19 protein-coding genes, 2 pseudogenes and 1 riboswitch are annotated in these 19,548 nt (G+C 45.7%); of the genes and pseudogenes, 15 read left to right on the top strand and 6 right to left on the bottom strand.

Features of this window, described 5'->3' with window-relative positions; translation table 11 throughout:
- The first annotated feature begins 11 nt into the window (after positions 1–11).
- From G519_RS0104200 to G519_RS0104175, 6 genes and pseudogenes are all read left to right on the top strand, one after another.
- Positions 12–881: a carbohydrate ABC transporter permease gene (locus G519_RS0104200; protein ID WP_029193620.1), complete on the top strand. Its 870-nt coding sequence runs from the start codon at positions 12–14 to the stop codon at positions 879–881.
- Positions 878–1,702, top strand: coding sequence for a carbohydrate ABC transporter permease (locus G519_RS0104195; RefSeq protein ID WP_029193619.1), 825 nt, complete (start codon positions 878–880; stop codon positions 1,700–1,702). The genes G519_RS0104200 and G519_RS0104195 overlap by 4 nt, the downstream gene beginning before the upstream one ends.
- A 1-nt stretch (position 1,703) precedes the next feature.
- On the top strand, positions 1,704–3,098 hold the full coding sequence (locus G519_RS0104190; protein WP_029193618.1) for a glycoside hydrolase family 32 protein: 1,395 nt from the start codon (positions 1,704–1,706) through the stop codon (positions 3,096–3,098).
- Positions 3,099–3,247: 149 nt separating this feature from the next.
- Positions 3,248–4,255: an LLM class flavin-dependent oxidoreductase gene (locus G519_RS0104185; protein ID WP_029193617.1), complete on the top strand. Its 1,008-nt coding sequence runs from the start codon at positions 3,248–3,250 to the stop codon at positions 4,253–4,255.
- Between the two features lie 48 nt (positions 4,256–4,303).
- Positions 4,304–4,765, top strand: a pseudogene (locus tag G519_RS41650) (Ger(x)C family spore germination C-terminal domain-containing protein); the annotation flags it as partial.
- 112 nt (positions 4,766–4,877) lie between these two features.
- A complete protein-coding gene (locus G519_RS0104175; RefSeq protein WP_029193616.1) occupies positions 4,878–5,099 on the top strand; it encodes a hypothetical protein in 222 nt (73 codons plus the stop codon).
- 615 nt (positions 5,100–5,714) lie between these two features.
- Here the strand turns inward: G519_RS0104175 and G519_RS41645 are convergent.
- Positions 5,715–6,307 (bottom strand): annotated as a pseudogene (locus G519_RS41645) (DJ-1/PfpI family protein).
- Between the two features lie 62 nt (positions 6,308–6,369).
- A riboswitch (ZMP/ZTP riboswitch) is annotated at positions 6,370–6,448 on the bottom strand.
- A 150-nt stretch (positions 6,449–6,598) separates the two neighbouring features.
- Between G519_RS41645 and G519_RS0104165 the strand changes: the two are divergent.
- On the top strand, positions 6,599–7,072 hold the full coding sequence (locus tag G519_RS0104165; protein ID WP_029193615.1) for a GlcG/HbpS family heme-binding protein: 474 nt from the start codon (positions 6,599–6,601) through the stop codon (positions 7,070–7,072).
- A gap of 61 nt (positions 7,073–7,133) precedes the next feature.
- Here G519_RS0104165 and G519_RS0104160 read toward each other — a convergent pair whose 3' ends face one another.
- Genes G519_RS0104160 through kduI form a run of 4 tightly spaced genes read right to left on the bottom strand, consistent with a single transcriptional unit; the run spans position 7,134 to position 10,359 of the window.
- On the bottom strand, positions 7,134–7,964 hold the full coding sequence (locus G519_RS0104160) for a sugar phosphate isomerase/epimerase family protein (protein WP_029193614.1): 831 nt from the start codon (positions 7,962–7,964) through the stop codon (positions 7,134–7,136).
- Positions 7,965–8,717, bottom strand: coding sequence for a 2-dehydro-3-deoxy-D-gluconate 5-dehydrogenase KduD (kduD, locus tag G519_RS0104155; RefSeq protein WP_029193613.1), 753 nt, complete (start codon positions 8,715–8,717; stop codon positions 7,965–7,967).
- 18 nt (positions 8,718–8,735) lie between these two features.
- On the bottom strand, positions 8,736–9,491 hold the full coding sequence (locus G519_RS0104150; protein WP_029193612.1) for a DeoR/GlpR family DNA-binding transcription regulator: 756 nt from the start codon (positions 9,489–9,491) through the stop codon (positions 8,736–8,738).
- A gap of 34 nt (positions 9,492–9,525) precedes the next feature.
- Positions 9,526–10,359: a 5-dehydro-4-deoxy-D-glucuronate isomerase gene (gene kduI / locus G519_RS0104145; protein ID WP_029193611.1), complete on the bottom strand. Its 834-nt coding sequence runs from the start codon at positions 10,357–10,359 to the stop codon at positions 9,526–9,528.
- Between the two features lie 193 nt (positions 10,360–10,552).
- Between kduI and G519_RS49905 the strand changes: the two genes are divergently transcribed.
- Positions 10,553–10,717: a hypothetical protein gene (locus G519_RS49905; RefSeq protein WP_154669531.1), complete on the top strand. Its 165-nt coding sequence runs from the start codon at positions 10,553–10,555 to the stop codon at positions 10,715–10,717.
- A gap of 317 nt (positions 10,718–11,034) precedes the next feature.
- Here G519_RS49905 and G519_RS0104135 read toward each other — a convergent pair whose 3' ends face one another.
- Positions 11,035–11,910, bottom strand: coding sequence for a helix-turn-helix domain-containing protein (locus G519_RS0104135; RefSeq protein ID WP_244280008.1), 876 nt, complete (start codon positions 11,908–11,910; stop codon positions 11,035–11,037).
- 139 nt (positions 11,911–12,049) lie between these two features.
- Here G519_RS0104135 and G519_RS0104130 point away from each other — a divergent pair, with 139 nt between their 5' ends.
- The 7 genes from G519_RS0104130 (at position 12,050) to G519_RS0104100 (ending at position 19,526) form a co-directional block, all read left to right on the top strand.
- A complete protein-coding gene (locus G519_RS0104130; protein WP_029193609.1) occupies positions 12,050–12,886 on the top strand; it encodes a phytanoyl-CoA dioxygenase family protein in 837 nt (278 codons plus the stop codon).
- A gap of 99 nt (positions 12,887–12,985) precedes the next feature.
- A complete protein-coding gene (locus G519_RS0104125; RefSeq protein ID WP_127527854.1) occupies positions 12,986–13,801 on the top strand; it encodes a helix-turn-helix domain-containing protein in 816 nt (271 codons plus the stop codon).
- The gene (locus G519_RS0104120) at positions 13,791–14,711 is read left to right on the top strand and encodes an AraC family transcriptional regulator (RefSeq protein ID WP_036632011.1); all 921 of its coding nucleotides are present in this window, start codon (positions 13,791–13,793) and stop codon (positions 14,709–14,711) included. Before G519_RS0104125 ends, G519_RS0104120 begins: the two co-directional genes overlap by 11 nt.
- A 97-nt stretch (positions 14,712–14,808) precedes the next feature.
- Complete coding sequence (gene melA / locus G519_RS0104115; protein ID WP_029193606.1) at positions 14,809–16,314, top strand: alpha-glucosidase/alpha-galactosidase; 1,506 nt, start codon at positions 14,809–14,811, stop codon at positions 16,312–16,314.
- A gap of 214 nt (positions 16,315–16,528) precedes the next feature.
- Positions 16,529–16,846 (top strand): cupin domain-containing protein, encoded by a 318-nt coding sequence (locus G519_RS0104110; protein ID WP_029193605.1) that lies wholly within the window; start codon positions 16,529–16,531, stop codon positions 16,844–16,846.
- A 76-nt stretch (positions 16,847–16,922) separates the two neighbouring features.
- Positions 16,923–18,767 carry a sensor histidine kinase gene (locus G519_RS41640; RefSeq protein WP_051253050.1) on the top strand — a complete coding sequence of 615 codons (1,845 nt, stop codon included), beginning with the start codon at positions 16,923–16,925 and terminating at the stop codon, positions 18,765–18,767.
- 6 nt (positions 18,768–18,773) lie between these two features.
- Positions 18,774–19,526 carry a response regulator transcription factor gene (locus tag G519_RS0104100; RefSeq protein WP_029193604.1) on the top strand — a complete coding sequence of 251 codons (753 nt, stop codon included), beginning with the start codon at positions 18,774–18,776 and terminating at the stop codon, positions 19,524–19,526.
- Positions 19,527–19,548 lie beyond the last annotated feature (22 nt).

Genomic DNA, 19,548 nt, shown 5'->3' with positions numbered 1-19,548 from the left:
GGAGCTTTTACATGCGAAAAAATAGGAGTACGTTTTATTTGATGGTCATTCCGGCCGTCATTCTTTTCTTTACCTTTCATACGTTTCCTGTTCTTATGGGGGTATTTTATAGTTTCACTAACTGGAACGGTTTATCGCAAACCTATCATTTGGTGGGATTTAAAAATTACGTGAATGTATTTAAAGATAGCAACGTTTATCACGCATATTGGTTTACCTTTAAGTTTGCTATACTAACAACGATTATCGTGAACATTATCAGCCTTTCGGTGGCTATGGGACTAAATTCTCGCATCAAGCTGAAAAATACATTTCGAGCGGTTTATTTTCTTCCTAATATCCTAAGTATTCTAATTGTTGGTTTTATTTTCAATTATTTTTTTTCCAATATATTGCCGGATATGTTCACCAAAATTGGCATGAGCAGCATGGCATTTAATATTTTAGGTCGACAGGAATGGGCTTGGGTAGGGATTGTCATTGTCACAGTTTGGCAAGCGACTGCTTTTAACATTATTTTGTATTTGGCGGGACTGCAGACCATTCCTGCAGATCTATACGAGGCGTCGAGTTTAGACGGTGCGGGAAAATGGAAAGAGTTCTGGCATATTACGTTTCCGATGATTGCTCCCTTTTTCACCATCAATATGGTGTTGGCCATGAAAAGTTTTCTGCAGGCTTTCGATCAAATCGTAGCGCTCACCCAAGGTGGTCCCGCGAAGGCAACGATGTCGATCTCTTACTTAATTTTCACAGATGGATTTCAAGGCGGTTCCTTTGCTTATCAGTCGGCGAATGCCGTCCTCTATTTTATCGTTATTGTGGTCATTTCAATCATCCAGCTCAAGATCCTGCAAAGAAGGGAGATGAGCTTACAATGAGTGAAAACCGTACAAATTGGACTGTCACTTTCTTAATTGCATTGGGCTCGCTTATTGTCATATTTCCACTTTATATGACCATAATGATCGCCGTAAAAAGCCCGCAGCAAATGGCCTCTTCCGTATTGGCTTGGCCTACAGTGTGGCATTGGAGTAACTTCACAGAAGCTTACAAGATGACCAACTTCTCACATGCTTTTACGAACAGTGCTATAGTGACAGTAGGTGCAGTAGTATTTACTCTTCTAACGAATTCATTAGTGGCCTATGCGGTGTCTCGTAATATGGAAAAGCGGTTTTTCAAAATTCTGTACTACTATTTCATAAGTGCATTGTTTGTTCCTTTTCCCATTATTATGCTGCCAATTGTTAAAGAAATGTCAAATCTACACTTGAATAATCAATATGGTCTTATCATTTTGTATGTCGTTTACGGGATCTCATTTAATATGTTTTTGTATGTTGGTTATTTAAAAAGTCTCCCAATTGAGTTGGAAGAAGCAGCTGTGATGGACGGCGCCAGTGTTTGGGGCACGTTTTGGAAAGTCATCTTTCCACTCCTTAGCCCAATCAATTCGACGGTAGCCATCTTGACTTGTATTTGGGCCTGGAACGACTTTTTGCTGCCGCTTATTATCCTTAGCAAACCGTCCATGGCCACGCTGCCGCTGGTTCAATATGTGTTCCAGTCCAAATTCAGTGTCAATTATAACTATGCCTTCGCTTCGTATCTCATGGCCTTACTTCCGATGATTGTCGTCTATTTAATTGCGCAGCGTTGGATTATTAGCGGCGTCATTCGAGGAGCAGTGAAATCCTGATATGAATACAAATAAACCTACGTATCATTTTACAGCGAAAAGTGGATGGATCAATGATCCGAATGGGCCTATTCACGTAAATGGGGAGTATCATGTTTTTTACCAGCACAACCCGTTTGGAGATGAATGGGGGACTATTCACTGGGGTCATTCGAAGAGTAAAGATCTCGTGCATTGGGAGCATTTGCCGCTTGCGCTATACCCCTCTCTTGAACAGGGAGAGGAGCATTGCTTTTCAGGATGTACCGTTATGGCTGGAGGTAAACCTGCGATCCTTTATACCAGCATTGGTGGGGGAGAGCGGAATTCCAAAACTGGTGCTCAGCAATGGTTGGCTTTCGGCAGCGATGATCTCATTCATTGGGAGAAATCACCGGCTAATCCGATTCTGAAGTCGGAAATTCATGGGGACATGGTTATCGAGGAATGGCGGGATCCTTACGTCTGGGAAATGGACGGATCATGGTTCATGGTCTGCGGAGGAACTCATAACAACAGAGGATGCGCGGTTCTTTACCGTTCGAACGACTTGCTGTCATGGGAATTCTTGGGCATTACGGCTGATGGACCGGAGAGAGTCTGGGAGTGTCCTAATCTATTCCAACTAGGCAGTAAATGGGTTCTTACTTATTCTCCGGATGAAGAAGATAATAGGGTAAGATACAAAATTGGGGTCTTAACAAAGGAGTACCGTTTTATAGAGGAGTATACAGGCATTTTGGACTATGGCGGTCGAGAGGGATTCTATGCTGCGACTACTTGTAAAGACGAAAACGGTAGAAGAATCTTGTTCAGTTGGATGCCGGACAGTGCAAGAGGAAGCAGTAAGGAGATAAGTGGCTGGTCGGGAGCTCATAATGTCCCTCGATTGTTGTCTTTGAATGAGGAAACCCAACGACTTCATATTGAGCCTATCCCAGAACTTCAATCTTTGCATGGTGAGCATTGGTCACTTGGTTCTGGATGGATTGAAGGCGACATGGTAAAAGGGATAAAAGGCAAAGCGTTGGAGCTCTCCGTTATTATTGATCGACAGCAAAGCAGTGGGATCTTCGGTATGTCATTATTCGGTTCACCGGGTAGCGAGGAAGAAACTTTGCTTGAAATCGACTTCAAAAGTCTAAAGGTCGTGTTGGACCGTTCGAGATCAAGCAAGGACCTAGATGTACACCGGCATGAAGTGACTGCGGACTTGTCTCAGGTCAATGGCGATGATCTATTGCTACGCGTGTTTATCGATCATTCAACGATCGAGGTATTTATTCAGAATGAGATTGCCATGTCTGCACGTGTATATCCGACACGTCACGATAGCGAGCATGTACGCATTTATGCGAATGACGGAAATATGTATTTAAAATCTTTAGATGCTTGGCATATGAAATCATCATGTTAGAAGGTAGCCTGTCATTCTGAATGGAATGGTGAGCATCCTTTCGAGCAGGCTTGTCTTGTTCAATAAATTTGAAGACAGTCGGGAGTAATCACGACTGTCTTTGCTATTCTGTGCATAAATATGTTACAGTTAAAAGGAGGTGATCGAGCATGTTAAAATTGGGGATTTTGGACCAATCACAAATAGGAGAAGGTCGCAACGCCGCGCAAACACTGGTTGAAACGACCGAGCTGGCGCAAGAGGCTGATAAACTTGGTTATACACGTTACTGGGTGTCGGAGCATCATGCTTCTGAGGCGCTTGCTCATTCAAGCCCAGAAGTACTTATCGCACATTTAGCTGCAAAAACGAATCGGATCCGCTTAGGGTCAGGCGGTATTATGATGCCGCATTACAGTGCATACAAAGTAGCTGAAAATTTCCGTTTGTTGGAGGCGCTGCATCCGGGAAGGATTGACGTTGGTCTTGGACGTGCACCAGGCGGCATGCCCATCTCGACGCGAGCGCTGCAAGAGGGGAAATACACGAGCGTAGATCAATATCCGCAGCAAGTTGCTGACTTGACGGGGTATTTATATGATTCGCTGCCTGCGAACCATCGCTTTGCTGCGCTGCATGCATCTCCAATTATTCCGACAGCACCGGAAATTTGGCTGCTCGGTTCTTCCTACGACAGTGCCAGTATTGCCGCTAAACAAGGGGCTGCATTTGGTTTTGCTCAGTTTTTTGGCAATGCCGATTGTGAACAAGCGCTGCAGATTTACCGCGAGGAATTCAAACCGTCTATTTTGAATGATAAGCCACATTCGCTTGCAGCGGTTTTAGTCGTTTGCGCCGATACGGAAGAAGAGGCGAACCGATTGGCAACGAGTACGGATTTATTCTTCCTCTCCCTTGGCCGCGGCGCGCTGTTGCCCTCATTCCCTTCCGTTGAAACGGCTATGAATTATCCGTATACAGAATCGGATTTGGCCCTAATACGTGGTCGCCAGCACAAGCGTATTGTGGGTACGCCTCAGCAAGTAAAAGCGGAGATTCTCAAACTGAACGAAGCGTATAAAGCTGACGAGTTTATGGTCGTTTCGCCGATTCATGAAGTGGATGCGCGCATTCATTCTTATCGTTTGTTAGCCAAGGCGTTTGAGCTGCAAGGGTAATGTTAGCGTAAAGTTTGACCGTATGGACATAAGCTCGATGAAACCTGTTTACTTCAAATATTGAATAAAAACACCAAGAAATCTGTAAGCGTTACACTTCTGATTCCTGGTGAAAAGAAGAGCGGTCCATTCCAAACAGACCATTTAAGTATATCGGTTCAAGGAATGAAAACAAAAATAAAAACCTCGTATAAGCAGAACAAGTTTCGGTTCGATATCAACATTAAAATGCCAGCCGGTCTTACTGAACGTTTATTCCCTTTTGATGTACGAAAGAATGGAAAAGAGTTAGAAAAAATGATTTCTGAACATATGAAAAAGCAGTTCGAGAACCTAATCAAAAACACACAGAAGCATCAAATCGATCCGATCGGGCTTGGTCTGTATGCACGCGTCCACGAATATAGTCAATACAAGAAAGTGGAGGATCATTGGGGAGAAGCGCTGTCAAAGGCTGACATTCATGTTTCCGTTAAGGTGACCAAAGGAAATATGGGGCCCGTGAAGTGATTGGTTTTGGAGCAGGTCCCCCTTTTTGACAAAAAGTAGATAAGGTTTTGAAGTAAAAATTTGCGTTTTTTTCCTCGTGCCTTTACACTTAAAACAAAAATGGAGTGGTGAAATGAGTAAAGGCAGAGTTTGGAACAAGGGTAAACGCAACGGGGGTGGCGGACCAGCGGCTGGAACAGGTTATAAGGAAAAGCTAGCGGCCACACTGCAAGCGGAAGGTAAAACTGTCGAGATTATCGATCTTAAGAATCCGATTAATCAGGTTCAACGTATGAATCGTGAGAATTGGGTCGAGAGACCCGTTCGTGTTAACCGTGAACAACCTAAAAAATAACACAGATGAGCCTATCCAGACACTTTATGTGTGCTGGGTAGGCTTATTTAATTGCTTCGGGTCAAGCGGGAGTGGAGCTTACCCATTGCTCGGGAGGGGGAGATACGGACTCGGCTCGAGTGAGAGTGTGGATACAGGATACAGGATACAGGCATAAATAGTTGGGAAATGATTGTGTTTGCTTGGTAATTTGGTCTTCTAGTTTATGGTTTTCAGATTTATAGTTGATTTGGGCAATAAGGGAGGAAATTGTTGTACGGCGTACAACAATTTCTATCATTTTGGCTGGGCAAAGGTGAAGATGTTGTATTTTGTGCAACAATTTAGCCTAATTTCCTGCTAAAATGCTACTTTCGGCTGGAATAGTTATATTTTATGCAACAATCGCGAGGAAAACGCGGATTCGCTAGCGTAATGTTGTATAAAATGCAACAACATTACATGGGTGAGCGAGTAAGCAAATAAATATTTGAACATATACGTCTTGGCTACAGACATACACGTTCACTCAAACTCACTCACTCACTCACTCACTCACTCACTCACACCCACCACCCAAACACACTCTCTCGCCCAAAACAAGTGTAAGTCGTTTATCCTTATTGGGAAGGTTAATCAATCCAAATTCACTTTAAACAACTGTCCCGCTTGATAGTAAGGGTAATCCATCTTTTGTTGAACTTGCTGTACGAAATGAGAATCAGTAAGCGATTCAATCACGAATAATCCTAAGTCAATGGAGGCCGAAACGCCGCCACCGGTAAAGAGATTTCCGTCTCTGACGATTCGTTCTTTCATGACTTCGGAACAGTATGGCGTCAATAAATCATAGGCGGACGGATTTGTGGTTGCTTTTTTTTATGTAGAAATCCGGCTGCACCCAGTAACAACGCACCTGTACACACGGAAACCTTGTAAGTCACATTACCGGCAGTTTGGAGCCAAGCGATGAAGGCAGTGTCGAATCTAAGGCTTCTCGTTGAAAATCCGCCAGGTACAAACAGGAGATCATAACCCGATAGATCAGGATAAACATGTGTTACTTTAACGGTTAAGCCTCGGTCGTCGGTAATTTCGTCCTTATTGGAGCAGAAATCCCAAGAGACGTTCTCTTTAGCTCCCAAAATCCCTATCCATGTAATAGCTTCATAGAAGCCGGCAAAGTCTAATGCGGTCATCCCATCGAATAAGACGAATGCCATTTTCATTAACAACCACCTAACCTTTCAATTGTCATAAAAGAACAAAAAAGCACTTGATCAAGGATCAAATACTTTGCCCAGGCGTACGGCTGTTTGCAATGTGCTCCCTCAGGGTTATCCATGTTTACGCCAGTCACACATCGAATAATTTTCTGTAATCTTACAATTTCCTTCCCCGAAATTCAATATCTTTTTTCAAGTGACGACTATGACTTAAACCCTTTACGTCCCCATATGAATGGAAGAGGCGTTCGTTGCTCACATCATAATGGTCGACAAGCAGGGGGGAATTGACTTATGAAATCAGTATTTAAGCTTGAATTAGAGGAAGCGAGAGTTATGATCGCTGCAGGCATACAAGCGGCAGTAGAAGCGAATGCAGCCGAAACCATATGTATCGTAGACGATGGCGGATATCTCATTGCGTTAGAAAGAATGAATGGCGCTCGCAATACGAGCCCGGAAATCGCCATAGCTAAGGCGTTTACAGCTAGCGGTCACAGGCGCTCTACACATTTGTTCAATCAACCCGGTGGTCCAGCAACTATCCATGGTGAGGCATTTGGGATTCATGCCATGATGCCTGGTAAATTTGCTATTTTCGTCGGGGGGCTACCGATTGTGGTGAACGGGAGTGTCATAGGCGGAGTCGGTGTAAGTGGAGGGAATGGCGAGGATGACATTGCGGTGGGGGTTGCGGCGTTGAAGGCGCTGCAAACATATTTGGGTAACGCCTATGATGTCATGACAGTTCCAGATATTAAGAAATAGGCGTCCATTCAAATAAGAAGGCCCCAGTTCCTCTAATGAAAGAGAGAATGGGGCCTATGTATTAATTCAAAAGGCTTCTTACGTATTGAACGGTTTCGTCAATCGTATCATCCGTTAGCTGCTCTAATGAGATGTCGATCCCTGGTTTTACCCGATGCAGCTTGTCCAAAAACGATTTCGTTTGGAAAATACCTTTGCCGGATCGCACCTCTTTCCGCTTACCATTCTGGATGACAACATCCTTAAGATGGGCGAGGACAATCCGGTCACCAAAAGCAGCAAAGGCCTGATCAAGGAAAACATCTTGTGAATCTATTTCTGTTGGCGGGAGCAGATTAACTGGATCAAACACAACCCCCAGATTACTGGTAGGAATCTCATCCAAGAGCCGAACCATTTTATCACAGCTAGATAATGTGTGAGTGAATACGGGTTCGAGTCCGACAAAGACACCCCAACGTTCCGCTTCCTCAGCCAATTCTTCAACTGTTTGTTTGAGGGTATCCCAACCAATAGCTTCATATCGTTCAGAATCCTGCGCGAGGTACGTCGTTAAGTCAGCCGTTTCCGTCGCGACGATAGAAGTACCAAAGTCTCTGGCGAAACGCAAATGCTCTTTGAACCGATTGATTTCATGACGCCGCTTCTGCGGATCTGGATGAATCGGGTTGATATAACAGCCAAGGACGCCAATCTGGATGCCAGCACGGTGAAATTGCTCGCCAATGTGGTTGGCCAGAGCAGGGCTGAGCCTGCCGAGGCTCGTGTCATAATCACTGATTGCTTTGCTGAGTGCAAGTTGAACGAAGTCAATGCCTCGTCCGCTAAGCTTCTCTGTTAATTGCTTCAACGGAAGATGTCCTACGGTATGGGCTAATGTACCGATTCCCATCTATCTAGCCATCCATCCGCCGTCCACGCAAAGTACGTGTCCGTTCATATAATCCGAGGCATGCGATGACAAGAACACAACTGGACCTTTCAAATCCTCTGGTGAGCCCCAACGGCCTGCCGGAATTCGATCCGTAATGGATTGTGTGCGTTTTTCATCTTTTAAAATAGGAGCTGTGTTATTAGTCGTCATATAACCAGGAGCGATCGCATTGATCTGGATGCCTTTCCCAGCCCATTCATTGGCTAATGCTTTGGTAACACCAGCGATAGCGTGTTTACTCGCTGTGTAGCCAGGCACATTAATGCCTCCTTGGTAGGTCAGCATGGAAGCGATGTTGACGATTTTGCCGCTGCCGCGCTCAATCATGTGACGGCCAATCAGTTGGCACAAGAAGAAGGCGGAGTTCAAGTTCAGGTCAATCACATCGTGCCAATCTTGACGCGCATGCTCGACAGCCGGCGTACGACGGATGATTCCAGCATTATTCACGAGAATATCGATGCTGCCGTAGATGCCGATGGCTTTATTCACAACATCTTCAAGGATGTCTTCGTTGCTAAGATCAGCTGCGATCAGCTCGGCTTTGCCGCCAAGTGCGCGGATGGCTTCGACCGTTTGCACGCTTTCAGATGAGGATACAGCTATGACGTTAGCGCCTGCTTCAGCAAGGCCAATGGCCATCGCTTGACCAAGACCGCCGGAAGCGCCGGTTACGAAGGCTGTTTTGCCTGATAAATTAAAAAGTGTCATGAAGGATACTCCTTTTCACTATTGAGTTACGATCTGGATGCCAGCATCACGGTACTGCTTGGCAATATCAGCGGGGAGGGCACTGTCTGTTAGGATCATAGCCACCTCGGACAAGGAAGCGAACGTTCGTAAGGCACACTGGCCGAATTTGTAATGATCGGCAACACCGTAAACCGTTGCGCTGGATCTAATCAACGCACGTTTGTAATCGGCATGATCACTCGTGTAGATGGTAAAACCGTGCTGCAAATGAACACCAGTGGCAGAAATGAACGATTTCTGGATGTTGAGCTTACTCACATATTCCACGGCTTCAGGTCCTGCGAGCATGTTGCGCAGACGGTAGCCGCCTGGAACAACCAGCCGAATTTCTTCCTTATGCAAGAGCTCGGAGATTATAAATAAATCGTTCGTTACAACAGTAAGCGGCTGATTTTCCAGCCGCCTAGCAATTTCAAGTGTTGTACTGCCGCCATCGAGGGCAATAATATCCCGTGGCTGAATGTATCGTAGAGCAATCGTTGCGATTTCGGATTTCTGATCGGCATGCTTAATGATCGGCTCTTTCGTAGAAAGTATGCCAAGCTGATCACTTTGAGCGAGCACCGCTCCGCCATGAATGCGGACGAGCAGCCCTTTTTCTTCGAGTTTGGCCAAATCTTCACGAATCGTTTTGCCCGTAACGTCCAGCCGTTCGCTAAGCTCGTTAACGGTTACTTCTTTCTGCGCCAGGAGTATTTCCATAATGGTTTCATATCTGCGTAGAGGATTCATCGGTTGTCATCCATTTCTAAATAGAGGTTACCGACTATTTTAAATCTTTCATGGCCACGGCGTCCATATCATCAAACATTTGATTTTCGCCAGCCATGCCCCAAATGAAGGTGTAGTTGTTCGTGCCAACACCGCTATGAATGGACCAGCTTGGGGAAATGACAGCTTGCTCATTGCGCATAACGACGTGACGAGTTTGCTGCGGTTCACCCATCATGTGGAACACAACTGCATCTTCCGGCATGTCAAAGTAGAAGTAAACTTCGGAACGACGATTGTGTGTATGGGATGGCATTGTGTTCCACATGTTGCCTGGTTTCAGAAGCGTCATACCCATTACGAGTTGACAGCTTTTTACGCCGCCAGTGTGAATGTATTTGTAAATCGTACGCTCATTGGATGTATTAATGCTGCCTAAGTGAGTAGGAGTAGCTTCGCTGATGGCGACTTTCACTGTTGGATATGTTTGGTGAGCAGGTGTTGAATTAAAGTAGAATTTCGCTGGCTCGGCAGCGTTATCACTAGCAAACGTAATATCCTTCGCGCCGAGACCAATATAAATACAATCCTTGGAATCCATGTTGTAAACCGTTCCATCAACGGTGATCGTGCCTCTGCCGCCAACATTAATAATACCGATTTCGCGGCGCTCTAAGAAATAATCTGCAGCCATTTCTTTCTTGTCAGCTTGCAATTGAAGTGTGCCTGTAATAGGAAGCACGCCGCCAATGATGAAGCGGTCAACGTGAGAGTACACTAATTTAATTTCATTAGGTGAGAACAAAGAATTAATTTGAAACTCAGCTTGCAGGCGTTCCGTGTCAAATTGTTTAACTTCATTCGGGTGTGATGCGTAGCGGATATCCATCGGTTAATCTCTCCTCGAAATTGGTTTATTTATGTTGATATTCGTTCATATAGGTTTAATTTACTCCATAAAGGGGGTTTAGGCAAGGGTTTTTGGACCTATGTTTCAAAAGTTTCTGTTTGGGGTGAATAAAGGATGCAGAATAAGTAAACAACAAACAAACGAGACTGGTTTACAATTAGGAGGTTAGCGCATGGATAAAAGTCATTATTTCGACCGCGTATGTAACGACACGATTCCCACTCAACCTGAGGAAGAGGCTACAACACCAACAGATATGCTGAGTGAGGCTGTCGAGGAAATCATGGATAATGTGAAAAAGGTGTTCTCAAGTGGCGATCCCGATGATCGGGATTAGAAAGCGGAAGGCTGAAAAGGACCTTGTTGTCTACAAATTGTAGATACCAAGGTCCTTTTTTCATTTTGGGATTAGGGATAAGGCGACGATGCTTTCCTTATTTAGAGTAGTTCGCAACGGATTTTTGCTAGGCTAAGTGAGGCTGTGGATAGGCATGATCATTCGATAAGTAACTATTCCTCACAGCTGATAGACCTAACTCCAAAATCCGATTTTAGAGTCATTCAGCTTTCGTGAGGGTAGATGGGCAATCGTGGTTACCATAAAAATTGAGAATCTCCCTAGCTCTGTTGCTGTGGGAGCATTCGGACTACCCGCTACAGTGAATCATTCCGGTCAGTTTGAAATTTCCTCCATTGGATCGGTGTCATGCCTGTAATACGTTTAAACACAGTGGCGAAATGTTGACTGGACGCGTAACCCAACTCATTAGCAACCTCTGTGACCGTATCTGTGCCTTCAACCAGCAGGCCACAAGCTTTCTTAATTCGTGCACGTTCAATAAATACCATAGGCGGGAGCCCTGTGTATTCCTGGAAGGTGCGAAAGAAGTGGGAGGGACTGATTCGGACCAAATCAGCCATTTCTTCGATAGCGGGGCGCCATTGCGGTTCTTCCGTAATCCGGCCAATCAATGCATCCAATTGATGTAATAGATCGTCAGCGAGTGAGACTATTTGTTGATTAGGCTGAAGAATTAGAAGCAGCAACCCAAGCAGCGCTTGTCGGGTAGCGGAGGTTCGTAATGGACTGTTGGAATTTAGCGCATTTCGCAACTTTCTAATGTCGTCAACGGCCTGCAGTCCTGTGTGGGTAACTCTGGGCAGCGCCTCTAATGCAACTCTGAAGCCTTCACTTTCATCTTGCGGCAAGCGCAACCAGCCTTCCGAATGCGGTGGTGTGACGATGAACCACCAGAATCGGCTAGGCTCAATCACGTTGAAGCCGCCGCGATGAATCTCGCCTGGACTTGTGTGAAACACGTCACCTGCTTTTGTCTCATAGACGTGCCCGTCGAGCTCCCAGCTGGCTTTACCCCGTTCAACCAAAACGAATTCGTATCCGGCATGCTGATGATAGGAAAGGGGCATTGCTGACCTAATCTCATCAAAACCGAATAGGAGCAGCTCCGGAACTCCTAATAGGCGATTTTCCTTATTGATATCGTAAGTCCAACGTGGACTTTTTTCCACAGGCAAAGGGAGGGCCTCCTCTTTGTTCAAATGTTCTTATTTGTCTTATATGTTTCTCATACTACTTTGTAGCCCTGTGAACGTCAATCAGCTTGGGATTAAGTATGATGAAAGCAAGACATAGAAGGAGGAATTTACGATGACTTTGCAAGCAGAGAGAACGTACAAGATTACAGCTCAGGATAAGGATACATTCAATCGTGACGGTTATTGGATATCTCCGAAGCTGCTGGACGATGATCAAATCGCGCGGTTGCGACATGCGCATGAACGGGTTTGGACGGGCGATTACGATGGCGATGGGCTTCCGATGAATCATTACCGTGCGAACTCGAACCCTGATTCATTACGCAAGCTGGATAATGGATGGTGGATTAATGACGAGATCCGAAAAACCGTCACAGATCCATTTATCGGTGAGCTTACAGCCGATCTGCTAGAAACCGATGAAATTCGGCTGTGGCACGATCAAGTTATTTATAAGCCAGGTGTCGGCGACAAGGAGACGCAATCAGGCAATGTAGGCTGGCATCAGGATTACGGCTACTGGCAATGCTCCAGCAATCCGAATATGGTGACCGTATGGATCGCACTGCAGGACACGGATCTAACCAACGGTGGGATGATGACCATTCTCGGCTCTCACAAGTGGGGATTGATCCCTGATAGCAACACGTTCTTCGATCCGAACATGGAGGAGCTTAGGAACAAATTTGCGGCAGGCCGCGAATGGGTCGAGGAGCCCTGCATTCTGAAGGCAGGTCAGGCGAGCTTCCATCACGCTCTTACGTTCCACGGGTCCGGTGCGAATAAGACGAATGAGCCTCGTATGTCTGTCGTCGCGCATCTGATGCCGGGTGGCACAAGCTACCGTGCTGGCGTGCAGCGTCATGATAATTCCCGTTTGTTAGGGCCACGTCCTTACCACGGCCAAGCTTTTGCCAATGAGTACTTTCCAGTTTTATTTAAACGATAATTCAGGTGCAAAATCCCTTCCCATCGAAGGGATTTTCTTTTTACCTACAGGCGGTTACAATTGCCTTAATGATGACACAGCTTTCTGGAGATGAAGCACATGGCGAATCCGCTCGGACATCTTAGTTTTAATCATATCGATTCCGCTACGGTCGGTACGATTGTATATCCACCTGGCGGCAGGTATGGTCCCCGCATCCAACAAGATATTCAGCTCGTTTTATTACATACTGGTGCTATGGAAGTGACCATTGATGGCGTTCCCTTCCGACTGGAGCCCGGCAATGTTGCACTTCTGAAGCCTGGACACATCGAGCATTTTACATTTGCGGATGAGCAGGAGAGCTGGCATCGTTGGATTGCGGTCCAACCATTATCTGTGGATGAAGTGAAAGCATTAGAGCAGGTTCCGTTTAGCCTCCCAATCTCTGAACACTTGAACCGAATAACAGACCTTATGCTATCGATCCGATCCGAGCATGCAGATACGGGGCCTGTGATGCGAAGTCTCGGTCACACAGCGATTCAGTTGTTCCTATCCGAGTTGTCCAAGGCACAGCTGCAGCAAGACATTCATCCATCTGTTTTACGTGCGAAAGCTTACATTCATCAAACATTTAAAGAAAACTTGAGTCTGCCTCTAATTGCCGCGCACGCAGGAGTTTCGGATGAACATTTGGTCCGGCTTTTCCGTAAGTACGAGCAAACGACGCCGATTAAATATGTGTGGCACTATCGTGTACTGCGTGCTGTTGAGTTACTTTCCCAAACAGGTTTATCGATATCGGAAATTGCTCAACGAAGCGGGTTCCAAACCAGCTACCACTTCGCACGACAGGTGAAACAGCAAACAGGTAAAACGCCTTCAGAAATAAGGACCTCATCTTGGGGGAAAGGAGATATCTATGCCGAATAACGGTGGCCTTTTCCCAGCTTTTTTGACCGAGCATCACTGCCGTCCTCAGGTGATGGCGTATTATTTTAAACAATGGCAAGGCTTCTATATGCCCTTTCATCGCCATGATGCTGTAGAAATTATGTATACCATACAAGGTTCCTGCGACGTTGAAATCCAAACACTGCCTACACAATCCGAAAGTGTTAGTCTCAAAAAGGGAGAGTTCATTATTATGGACGCCAATGTCTCCCATCGATTGATCGTTGACGAGACTGCCCCCTGCAGAATGCTAAATGTAGAGTTCCGTTTTACCTACCAAAAGGGTGTATTTCCATCTATTCATCAACTGGCTGCAGAAGACAAGCTGTTGGCTTCTTTACTAGAGGTCAAATCTCCTTATTTGGTACTGCGCGACCCCGATGAGGTTTATCATATTATGAAAGGCTTGGTGCTTGAACTGGATAAAGCAGCCGCCAAAAGTGAAACGATGGTTCAATTGCTCATCGCTCAACTGCTCATTCGAATTGCGCGTCTTAGGCAAGAAGCAGCAAGCAGCGGCATGGCGCAAAGTGAGTGGTATGTGAAACAGAGCATGGATTATTTGCATCAGAACTATGACCGCGACATTCAAGTGAAGGATATTGCTGGAGCAGTAAATTTACATCCCGGGTACTTACAGCGGATTTTCAAATCGTTAACGGGGCAAACGCTTATGGCTTATTTAACCGTGATTCGAATGGAAAAAGCCAAAATGCTGCTGCTCGAAACAGATGTGCCGATTTCTGAAATATGCGATTATATCGGGGTTGGGAGCCGTCAGTATTTTCATATGCTTTTCAAAGACTATACGGATTTAACCCCAACGGAATTTCGTAAATCAATGGATACTCAGAAGTGGGATTATCCAGAAAAAAGTGAGAATTTTTGACAAACTAGCTGCAATGAAGTTAGGAATTTGATAACGTTTTCTCTTTCGTGCTTGATACAATGTGAATTGTAGATTAACGACGGAGAGGATGATAGATATGTCATTTAAAGTAGCTTTTATTGGAGCAGGGAGTATTGGATTTACACGCGGACTACTACGAGATTTGTTAGCAGTATCTGAATTTCACGATATTCAAGTCGCTTTTACAGACATCAATCAACATAATTTAGATATGGTTACGGAGCTGTGCCAACGAGATATTCGCGAAAATGGATTGAAAATTGAGATTCAAGCAACTACGGATCGTAGAGAAGCTTTGAAAGATGCGAAGTATGTCTTATGTACGATTCGTGTGGGTGGTCTGGAGGCTTTTGCCACTGATGTGGATATTCCGTTGAAATACGGCGTTGACCAATGTGTGGGCGACACGCTATGTGCTGGCGGCATTATGTATGGTCAGCGCGGCATTTCAGAAATGCTTCGCATTTGCCAAGATATCCGAGAAGTGGCGGCGCCTGATGTACTGCTGCTCAATTATGCAAATCCGATGGCCATGCTGACTTGGGCTTGCAACAAATACGGCGGTGTGCGGACGATTGGTCTCTGTCACGGCGTTCAGCATGGGCATAAACAAATCGCGGAAGTATTCGGTTTGGAGAAAAAGGAAGTAGACATTATTTGCGCAGGCATCAATCACCAAACTTGGTATGTGCAGATCCGTCACAACGGTCAAGATTTGACAGGCGGTCTGCTTGAAGCTTTCGAGAACCATCCGGAGTTCACGCGTACGGAGAAAGTGCGTATCGACATGCTGCGCCGGTTTGGCTTCTATAGTACAGAATCCAACGGACATCTGAGCGAGTATGTGCCTTGGTACCGAAAGCGTGCTAGCGAAATCCAAGATTGGATCGACATGGGCAGCTGGATAAATGGAGAAACAGGCGGCTATCTGCGTGTTTGCACGGAGGGACGCAACTGGTTCGAAACGGAGTTTCCGAACTGGATGAAGGATAAGCCATTCGTGTACGCAGCAGAGAAACGCAGTGAAGAGCATGGCTCCTATATTATAGAGGGTCTTGAGACAGGACGCGTGTATCGCGGACATTTCAACTTAGTCAATAACGGTGTCATCTCGAATCTGCCTGATGATGCGATTATCGAAGCACCAGGCTATGTAGATCGCAACGGCATCTCGATGCCGCATGTAGGAGATTTGCCGCTTGGACCGGCAGCGGTATGCAATGTGAGTATTTCCGTGCAGCGTCTTGCTGTAGAAGCTGCTGTGCATGGCGATGATAAGCTGCTACGTCAAGCATTCATGATGGATCCGCTAGTAGGAGCCGTGTGCAATCCCAAAGAAATATGGCAGATGGTCGATGAAATGTTGGTCTCCCAGGAGGCATGGCTGCCTCAGTATGGCGCGGCTATTGCAGAAGCAAAACAACGTCTAGCAGCTGGGAATCTCGTTCCTACGCGCAGCTATGAAGGTGCAGCGCGTTTGAAGGTGAAAACGGTGGAAGAAATGCAGCAGGATCGTGAAGCTGCGAATAAAAATGCGGGTGAAGCGGACAAAGGGAAGGATCGCGCAGCGGTTAACTCTTAATGTTCGTTTAGATTCAAGTATGTTCATTTAGGTGCTTTTCAGATATAATTAAAAAGTAAGTGAAGGACCGCTTACGGTCCTTTTATTCGTAGATAAGAAAGTATAAGTTTTATACTTTTGCTTCGCATCTACCTTGACAAACGCGCTCGTCCTGTAGGACGACGGAGTCGTTTATCCTTGGTTAGAGCGTTTAATTAGGAAAGGGGAAAGCCAGATGTCTAATATTGGTGTATGGGAAGCAGCCGAGCCAGGCGTTCAGCGCTGCATTCTGAAAGCTGAGGTTGGTTTAATGATGATGGAGGTTCACTTTGAGCCAGGTGCCATTGGTTACCAACATAGCCATGTTCATGAACAAATGTCCTATTGCTTAAAAGGGAAAATTGAGTTTACCATAGATGGTGTGGCAACCGTTATCGAGCAAGGCCAGACGATATACATACCAAGTAACGCTAAGCATGGTGTTACAGCATTAGAAGAATCCGCATTGTTAGATGTTTTCACACCGATTCGCGAAGATCTTGTAAAACGGTAACCAGTTGCGCTTGCAGCTGGTTTTTCTTTCCTAAACATTGAATGCGCTTACAAATTCGGCGGAAAGGAGGTTGCATATGAGTAGAAGAGGTCGTAGAGCTTGGATCTGGTTCTACAGAAGCTTGTTTTTGCGTGATCGTCCACTGACAGTGAAACTGCTCGTCTATTCAGCCATGCTGGTTGTCATTCCGCTGCTTGTGGTGGGGCTGATTTCTTATCAGAAATCATCGGAAGTGCTGCGCGAGGAAGCCAACTTGAGCAACAAGCAAATCATTGAGCAAGTCAAGCTGCATATTGAATATTATATTCGGGATTTCGAGATCGACTCCATTCGCATGCAGAATCATCCTTCGATGCAGCAGTTTCTAAGGATGACAAGCGAACAGGAAGTGAAGAGTTCAGGTATCCGCGAGCCCATGATGCAGCTTTTGAACGATACGGCTTACTCCCGATCTGATATCTCTCGGATCATGCTTGTTATGGAAAATCAGACGGTCTTGGATACAAGCATGAACAAAAATGTGACCCCTGCTCTTCAACTAATTCAGGAGCCATGGTTTGCCAGTGTCCCCTCCAACAGCGATATTATGTTGATCATCAGACCGCCTTCTCAGCGCTACGAGCTGGAATATGTGCCTGTTCTCTCCATCGTGAAGCGCTTAGTGAGTCCACTTACCTTAGAGCCCGTTGCAACGTTAATTATGGAAGTCAACTTCAAGCGGATTCAAGAGATTGCTGAACGGGTTACCATTGGACGAACAGGGTATTTATCCATTCTCGACCCCTACGGGCGCTATATTTATTCACCTGAATACACGGAAATCGGTCATTTGGCGAATTGGGACCAGTTAGAGTGGATTTTGCAGCAGGAAAGCGGGTCTTACCAAGCGCAAACAGGAGATAAGCCTTTCTACACCTTTAGCCTGTCATCCTATTTGAATTGGCGGTTGGTGACGACGATCCCTGAAGAAGAATTGACGCGTGGAACCGAGTATATTCGGCGTACGATGTGGTGGACGGTCCTTGCCACATTACTGATTGCCTATTTGATTGGGATTGGTTTTGCTACGAGTATCGTTCGACCTGTGAGGGCGCTGCAATTTTTCATGAAAAGAGTGAAAGAGGGCGACTTTCAGGCTCGCGTGGACATCGAATCCAAGGATGAGATTGGGCAGTTAACGAACGATTTTAATAAAATGGTCGAAAAGCTCCAGGTGCTGCTCGATGAAATTTACTACTCTCAGCTCCGAGAGAAGGATCTTCAGCTCCGTCAAAAAGAGACAGAACTAAAAGTGCTGCAATCGCAGGTGAATCCGCACTTTCTCATGAACGCATTAGAGACAGTGCGTGGGATGGCGCTGGAAAAGGATATGACCGACATCTCGGTGCTTGTTGCATCTCTTGCTCGTCTGCTGCGCTACAATTTGAATCATGCTGGGGCAACGATCTCCTTGCAGCAGGAAATTCAGATTTGCGATATGTATTTACGAATTCAGAAATATAGGTTTGACGATAAACTCACCTATGAATTCCAGATCCCTGAATGGGCAGAAGGACAAATCATCGCGAAGTTCGCTTTGCAGCCCTTGGTTGAAAATTGTGTCATTCATGGCATTGAAACGAGTGCACAGCCTGTTCATATTGTCATTTCATCTGCTCAAGTAAATGATCATCAATTTGTTGTGGAGATTCAGGATAGCGGTGTAGGTATTCCGGCTGACAAACTCCTTGCATTACAGCTCGATTTGCTGCAAAAGGACATGATTACGGCCGTATCACAGATCGGCATCGTCAATGTACATCGGCGTATCTCTTATCTGTTTGGTGACGATTATGGTCTGGAGCTTGATAGTGAGGCAGATGCAGGAACTCTAGTGAGAATCAAGCTGCCGCTGAAGCCTTACGGAGAGGAATGGAGGTAGGAGGTCATGTACAAAGTCATTCTCGTGGACGATGAAAGATGGGTTCGTGTCGTGCTTCGCAAAGCCGTGGAACAAACGAAGCTTCCTTTCGAAATCGTGCAGGAATGCGCGAATGGTTTGGAGGCGATTGATGCACTGCAAAAGCATCACGCTGATTTGGTCATCTCCGATGTAAAGATGCCGATCATGGACGGTATTGCTCTAGCGGAGCAGATGACACAAGTTTCAGCCAATTTAATCCTAGTAAGCGGATATGACGATTTTCAGTTAGCTCAGAAAGCGATACGCTATGGGGTAAAGGACTATCTGCTGAAGCCTGTGGAAATGGAGGCAATGGCAGATTGTTTGGGCCGATGGATGCAAGACAGGACAACGAAATCTGCGAGGCGGTTGGCGGATTCCCCGCTAATCGGAACGAATGAATTGTCAGCCATTGAACAAGTGCAGCAGTTTATCAGCTCCAACTTATCGAAAGATATCAGCTTAACCGATGCCGCAGCCTTGGTACATTTGAACCCCAGCTACTTAAGCCAGCTCTTTAAGCAGCAAACGGGAGGCAAATTCGTCGATTATGTCATTGAAATGCGCATGGAGGAAGCGAAGAAGCTGCTGATTAAAACGTCTTTGCGAGTGTCTGAGATCGCGGAACGGCTTGGTTATGGGGATATTTCTTACTTCAGCAGTACTTTCAAAAAGCTGATAGGCTGCTCCCCTTTGGAATATAGGAAATGTGGCGGAAGGCTGGATGAAGCCAAATGAAGTCAAATGAAAAAGGACACTT

The sequence above is a fragment of the Paenibacillus alginolyticus DSM 5050 = NBRC 15375 genome, from assembly GCF_000422905.1.
GTDB classification, from domain to species: domain Bacteria; phylum Bacillota; class Bacilli; order Paenibacillales; family NBRC-103111; genus Paenibacillus_E; species Paenibacillus_E alginolyticus.
Note: the sequence above shows the minus strand (reverse complement) of the source record. Positions and strands in the feature narration are given on the sequence as shown.

What these genes read in the sequence shown, in the direction of transcription:
- G519_RS0104100 (WP_029193604.1), top strand. Translation starts at nt 18,774, where the DNA reads ATGTACAAAGTCATTCTCGTGGACGATGAAAGATGGGTTCGTGTCGTG.
- G519_RS0104120 (WP_036632011.1), top strand. Translation starts at nt 13,791, where the DNA reads ATGCCGAATAACGGTGGCCTTTTCCCAGCTTTTTTGACCGAGCATCAC.
- G519_RS0104190 (WP_029193618.1), top strand. Translation starts at nt 1,704, where the DNA reads ATGAATACAAATAAACCTACGTATCATTTTACAGCGAAAAGTGGATGG.
- G519_RS0104150 (WP_029193612.1), bottom strand. Translation starts at nt 9,491, where the DNA reads ATGAATCCTCTACGCAGATATGAAACCATTATGGAAATACTCCTGGCG.
- G519_RS0104185 (WP_029193617.1), top strand. Translation starts at nt 3,248, where the DNA reads ATGTTAAAATTGGGGATTTTGGACCAATCACAAATAGGAGAAGGTCGC.
- kduD (WP_029193613.1), bottom strand. Translation starts at nt 8,717, where the DNA reads ATGACACTTTTTAATTTATCAGGCAAAACAGCCTTCGTAACCGGCGCT.
- G519_RS0104110 (WP_029193605.1), top strand. Translation starts at nt 16,529, where the DNA reads ATGTCTAATATTGGTGTATGGGAAGCAGCCGAGCCAGGCGTTCAGCGC.
- G519_RS0104175 (WP_029193616.1), top strand. Translation starts at nt 4,878, where the DNA reads ATGAGTAAAGGCAGAGTTTGGAACAAGGGTAAACGCAACGGGGGTGGC.
- G519_RS0104165 (WP_029193615.1), top strand. Translation starts at nt 6,599, where the DNA reads ATGAAATCAGTATTTAAGCTTGAATTAGAGGAAGCGAGAGTTATGATC.
- melA (WP_029193606.1), top strand. Translation starts at nt 14,809, where the DNA reads ATGTCATTTAAAGTAGCTTTTATTGGAGCAGGGAGTATTGGATTTACA.
- G519_RS49905 (WP_154669531.1), top strand. Translation starts at nt 10,553, where the DNA reads ATGGATAAAAGTCATTATTTCGACCGCGTATGTAACGACACGATTCCC.
- G519_RS0104130 (WP_029193609.1), top strand. Translation starts at nt 12,050, where the DNA reads ATGACTTTGCAAGCAGAGAGAACGTACAAGATTACAGCTCAGGATAAG.
- G519_RS0104125 (WP_127527854.1), top strand. Translation starts at nt 12,986, where the DNA reads ATGGCGAATCCGCTCGGACATCTTAGTTTTAATCATATCGATTCCGCT.
- G519_RS0104160 (WP_029193614.1), bottom strand. Translation starts at nt 7,964, where the DNA reads ATGGGAATCGGTACATTAGCCCATACCGTAGGACATCTTCCGTTGAAG.
- kduI (WP_029193611.1), bottom strand. Translation starts at nt 10,359, where the DNA reads ATGGATATCCGCTACGCATCACACCCGAATGAAGTTAAACAATTTGAC.
- G519_RS41640 (WP_051253050.1), top strand. Translation starts at nt 16,923, where the DNA reads ATGAGTAGAAGAGGTCGTAGAGCTTGGATCTGGTTCTACAGAAGCTTG.
- G519_RS0104200 (WP_029193620.1), top strand. Translation starts at nt 12, where the DNA reads ATGCGAAAAAATAGGAGTACGTTTTATTTGATGGTCATTCCGGCCGTC.
- G519_RS0104195 (WP_029193619.1), top strand. Translation starts at nt 878, where the DNA reads ATGAGTGAAAACCGTACAAATTGGACTGTCACTTTCTTAATTGCATTG.